We start from the raw sequence: 2,523 nt of genomic DNA on the forward strand, positions 1-2,523 counted from the left end.
GCCCGGAGCGTCTGGCGCGGTGCATCGCAAGGCGCCGAAGTGCCCGCAGGGTGGTTTCCTGTGGGCACTTCGGCAACGCGGCGAGGTGCCGTGCCAGACGCTCCGGGCTCATCCGCGAAGATCCGCCGGACAGGGCCTAGGGAGGGACCCACTCGTATGATGATCGATCGCGCATCCGAATTGCCCGAATTGTTACTCATCAATTCGTGATCATTCTCTAAAGGCGGGGACCGTTGCTGCCGAAGAGGTCAATGACCCTTCAAGCACGGTTCGCCCCCGGCTTCACCCCCCAGAGCCGGCCCGTCCCGCACCCTTCCCAGGAGGCCTGGTGTCCGTTCTCCTCGAGCAGCCCGCAAGCCTGGTCGCCTACCGCCCGAACAAGCCGACGGCCATGGTCGTCGTCGCCGACCCTCGCGTCCGCTCCACCGTCACCCGCCATCTGTGGGCCCTCGGAGTACGCGACGTCATCGAGGCTTCGTCCATCGCGGAGGCCCGTCCCCGCGTCGGCAATCCACGCGACATCTGCGTTGCCGACGTCCACCTGCCCGACGGTTCCGGGCTGACCCTGCTGTCCGAGACCCGGGCAGCAGGCTGGCCCAACGGCCTCGCCCTCTCCGCGGCCGACGACATCGGCGCGGTGCGCAACGCCCTCGCGGGCGGCGTCAAGGGCTACGTCGTGACCGGTACGCGCACGAATATCGGCCATCCCGGCCGCCCCGGCGCCGCCCCCATCGGCGCCGGACCCCGTATGCACCGCCGCCCCCCGGGGTCCCCGAGCCACCCGGGTGGCTACCGCGAGCTCTCCGGCCGTGAGGTCGAGGTGCTCAGGCTGGTCGCCGAAGGCCAGTCGAACAAGGCGATCGGCGTCTCCATGGGCCTCTCGGCCCTGACCGTCAAGAGCCACCTCGCCCGCATCGCGCGCAAGCTCGGTACGGGCGACCGGGCGGGAATGGTCGCCGTGGCCCTCCGCACCGGAATCATTCACTGACCGGTTTCACCCTCCCCACCGGCCGCATCGCCCGCCGACGGAACGTTCCGTCGGCGGGCGGCGTCCGTTCACAGATACCCTTGACACGTGACCGACGCCCAAGAGACCGCAGCAGACCCAGCACTGCGAACCACCGGGGGCGCTCCCCCGGCCGACGTCGAAACGGCGCCGATCCCTTTGTTGGAGCCTCGCGAAGGCATTCCGCCGGTGGTCGCCACCGAAGAAGCGCTCGCCGAGGTGATCGCTTCCTTCGCCGCGGGCACGGGCCCGCTTGCCGTCGACGCGGAGCGCGCGTCCGGCTACCGCTACGGGCAGAGCGCCTACCTCGTACAGCTTCGCCGCGAAGGCGCGGGCACCGCGCTGATCGACCCCGTCGGCTGCCCCGACCTCTCGGCCCTCGGCGATGTCCTCGCCGGTACGGAGTGGATCCTGCACGCCGCGACACAGGACCTGCCGTGCCTGAGGGAAATAGGCATGCGCCCCACGCGGCTGTTCGACACCGAGCTGGCGGGACGGCTCGCGGGCTTCCCGCGCGTCGGCCTCGGCGCGATGGTCGAGAACGTTCTCGGGTTCGCCCTGGAGAAGGGCCACTCCGCCGTCGACTGGTCGACCAGACCACTGCCCGAGCCGTGGCTGCGGTACGCCGCGCTCGACGTCGAGCTGCTGGTCGATCTCCGCAACGCGCTGGAGAAGGAGCTGGACCGGCAGAACAAGCTGGACTGGGCCTGGCAGGAGTTCGACGCGATCGCCTCGGCCCCGCCGCCGCCCCCGCGCCGGGACCCGTGGCGCCGTACGTCCGGCATGCACAAGGTCCGGCGGCGCCGGCAGATGGCCGTCGTACGGGAGCTGTGGAACGCCCGCGACCAGGCCGCGCAGCGGCGGGACGTCTCGCCCGGCAAGGTCCTCAGCGACGGCGCGATCATCGAGGCGGCGCTGGCCCTGCCGCTGAGCGTGCACGCCCTCACCGCGCTGCCCGGTTTCGGGCACCGGATGGGGCGGCGCCAGCTCGAACAGTGGCAGTCCGCGATCGACCGGGCGAAGGCCCTGCCCGACACGGAGCTGCCGCAGCCCGGCCAGCCGCTGAACGGTCCGCCGCCGCCGCGCTCGTGGGCGGACAAGGACCCGGAGGCGGCGGCCCGGCTCTCGGCGGCCCGCGCGGCGGTGACGGCGCTGGCGGAGCGGCTGAACATGCCGCAGGAGAACCTGATCACGCCGGACACGGTGCGGCGGGTCTGCTGGGAGCCGCCGGCGGAGCGGAGCGTGGAGGCGGTGTCGTCGGCGCTGGCCGCGCATGGGGCGCGGCGGTGGCAGGTGGAACAGGTGGCGCCGCTGCTGGCCCGCGCGCTGGGGGCGACGGCGGCAACGGGCTGAGCCCCCCGTTTGCGCCTCCCGCGCGGGGTCGCCTCCGGCGGGGTTGCCGGGTTGCGGGTTCGTTGCCGGGGGCGGGGGTCGGGGCCTCCGGAGGGGTATGTCCGGACGGCGTGATTTACGGCGCGTGCCCCGTTCGTTGGACCCGATGTGCCCTTGTTGTTCAC

2 protein-coding genes are annotated in these 2,523 nt (G+C 72.3%); both read left to right on the forward strand.

Going from position 1 to position 2,523, the window contains the following annotated elements; all coding sequences use genetic code 11:
• Positions 1-328 precede the first annotated feature (328 nt).
• Entirely contained in the window at positions 329-988 is a 660-nt protein-coding gene (locus tag ACFWV8_RS38260) for a response regulator transcription factor (protein ID WP_023537917.1), read from the forward strand.
• An 87-nt stretch (positions 989-1,075) separates the two neighbouring features.
• Positions 1,076-2,359 (forward strand): HRDC domain-containing protein, encoded by a 1,284-nt coding sequence (locus tag ACFWV8_RS38265; RefSeq protein WP_384215091.1) that lies wholly within the window; start codon positions 1,076-1,078, stop codon positions 2,357-2,359.
• Positions 2,360-2,523 lie beyond the last annotated feature (164 nt).

The organism is Streptomyces sp. NPDC058665 (assembly GCF_042714995.1).
Classification (GTDB): Bacteria; Actinomycetota; Actinomycetes; order Streptomycetales; family Streptomycetaceae; genus Streptomyces.